3 protein-coding genes are annotated in these 2,192 nt (G+C 73.5%); 2 read left to right on the top strand and 1 reads right to left on the bottom strand.

The window, feature by feature from the left end:
• Both sucB and VGE38_RS16640 read left to right on the top strand, forming a co-directional pair.
• The coding region (gene sucB, locus VGE38_RS16645) for a 2-oxoglutarate dehydrogenase, E2 component, dihydrolipoamide succinyltransferase (RefSeq protein ID WP_331143676.1) at window positions 1-925 on the top strand (925 nt) is incomplete at its 5' end.
• A gap of 92 nt (window positions 926-1,017) precedes the next feature.
• Complete coding sequence (locus VGE38_RS16640) at window positions 1,018-1,908, top strand: TIGR01777 family oxidoreductase (protein ID WP_331143675.1); 891 nt, start codon at window positions 1,018-1,020, stop codon at window positions 1,906-1,908.
• On the opposite strand, the gene VGE38_RS16635 is transcribed toward VGE38_RS16640, so the two are convergent.
• Window positions 1,889-2,192: hypothetical protein (locus tag VGE38_RS16635; RefSeq protein WP_331143674.1), on the bottom strand; the 304-nt coding region annotated here is incomplete at its 5' end. The two genes, VGE38_RS16640 and VGE38_RS16635, sit on opposite strands and share 20 nt — an antisense overlap.

Below are 2,192 nucleotides of genomic sequence, written 5' to 3'. Positions count from 1 at the left end.
CTCGGAGGGCCACGGCTACGTCACCCCGCTGGTGCGCAAGCTCGCCGCCCAGCACGGCGTCGACCTGGGCTCGGTCACCGGCAGCGGCGTCGGCGGCCGGATCCGCAAGGAGGACGTCCTAAAGGCCGCCGAGGCCAAGAGCAGCGCCGCCCCGGCGCCGGCCGCCGCCTCGGCTCCGGCGTCCAGCGCTCCCGTTCCGGTCTCCCCGTCGCCGCTGCGCGGTACGACCGAGAAGGTCAGCCGGCTGCGCAAGGTGATCTCCGAGCGCATGGTGGAGTCGCTGCACGTCTCGGCCCAGCTGACCCAGGTCATGGAGGTCGACGTCACCAACATCGCCCGCCTGCGGGAGTCGGCCAAGGCCGAGTTCCAGGCGCGCGAGGGGGTCAAGCTGACGTACCTGCCGTTCTTCGCCAAGGCGGCGATCGACGCGCTCAAGCAGCACCCCAAGCTCAACGCCAACCTCAACACCGAGGCCGGCGAGGTGACCTACTACGACCGGGAGAACATCGCGTTCGCCGTCGACACCGAGCGCGGCCTGCTGACGCCGGTCGTCAAGGACGCCGGGGACCTGTCGGTCGCCGGGCTCGCCAAGAAGATCGCGGACGTCGCCGAGCGCACCCGGACCAACAAGATCACCCCGGACGAGCTGTCGGGCGGCACCTTCACGATCACCAACCTCGGCAGCTTCGGGGCGCTGTTCGACACCCCGATCATCAACCAGCCGCAGGTCGCCATCCTCGGCCCCGGTGCCGTCGTGAAGCGCCCGGTCGTCATCGACGACCCGAACCTCGGCGAGACGATCGCGGTGCGCTACATGGTCAACCTGGCGCTCACCTACGACCACCGCCTGGTCGACGGCGCCGACGCCGGCCGCTTCCTGCAGGACGTCAAGAAGCGCCTGGAGGCGGGCGTCTTCGAGGTCTGACCCCGGTCGCCCCAGCGAGACGTCATACGGGACGTCATACGGACACTGCGAGCGCTTGCTCGGTCCGTATGACGTCCCGTTAGCGTTGGCGCATGGCACGGGTCGTGATCGCCGGCGCGTCCGGCTTCCTGGGCAGCCACCTCAGCGAGGAGCTGCGCGGGCGTGGGCACGACGTCGTCGCGCTGGTACGCCGGCACCCCGCCGGCCCGCACGAGTCCCGATGGGATCCGTACGCCGGCGTCCTGGACCGCGACCTGGTCGCGGGCGCGAGCGTGGTGGTCAACCTGGCCGGCTCCCCCACCCTCGGCAACCCGCACTCGCGCCGGTGGTCGACGCGGCTGCGCGAGAGCCGGGTGACGACCACGCGGGTGCTCGCCGAGGCCGTCGCGGCCGCCTCCCGGCCTCCGGCCTTCCTGGCCGGCAACGCCGTCGGCTGGTACGGCGACCACGGCGCCGAGCCCGTCGACGAGACGTCCGACAGCCGGACCGGCACCTTGATGACCAACGTGTGCCGGGACTGGCAGGACGCGACGGCGCCCGCGGTCGCGGCCGGCGGCCGGGTCTGCTTCCTGCGCACCGCGCCGGTCATGGACGCCGCCAGCGCTCCTCTCAAGCAGCTACGGCTGCTGTTCCGCGCCGGTCTCGGCGCCCGGCTCGGCGACGGCGCTCAGCGGATGCCGCTGGTGTCGCTGCGCGACTGGGTCGGCGCCGTGGCGCACCTGGTGGAGAGCGACGTCGCGGGTCCCGTCAACGTCTGCTGCCCGGCCACCCCGACGAACGCCGAGTTCACCCGCGCACTCGCGGCCGCCGTACGTCGGCCGGCGGCCCTGGCCGTCCCGGCACCGGTCCTCCGGGTGGCGGCGGGACGGCTCTCCCCCGAGCTGCTCGGCTCGGTGGACGTGCGTCCGGAGGTGCTGCGGCGCTCCGGCTACGTCTTCCGTGACGCCGACGTGGCGGCCGTGATCAGGACCGGGCTGGCCTGACCGACCCGACCCGCCACGCGCCGCCGACCGCGACCAGCTCGATCACGCTGACGCGCGGCCGGTGGGCCGGCAGGTCGTGCCGTACGCCCTCGCCGACCGCCACCGCGGTCGTGACCCGGTCCTCGACCCGCAGCAGCCAGCGTGACCGGCTCTCCTCGACCACGCTCACCGCCAGCAACTGTGTCGTCAGGCCCTGCACCCGCAGCCCGCGCCCGGTCCAGGCCCGCAGCATCGCGACGTCGGCACGGCCGGCCGTCGAGCCCGGCCGGTACAGCCCGCGCAGC

The sequence above is a fragment of the Nocardioides sp. genome (assembly GCF_036405735.1).
Lineage (GTDB): Bacteria > Actinomycetota > Actinomycetes > Propionibacteriales > Nocardioidaceae > Nocardioides.
Note: the sequence above shows the minus strand (reverse complement) of the source record. Positions and strands in the feature narration are given on the sequence as shown.

Excerpts from the sequence above, each read along its gene's own strand:
- VGE38_RS16640 (WP_331143675.1), top strand. The coding sequence starts at position 1,018 with ATGGCACGGGTCGTGATCGCCGGCGCGTCCGGCTTCCTGGGCAGCCAC.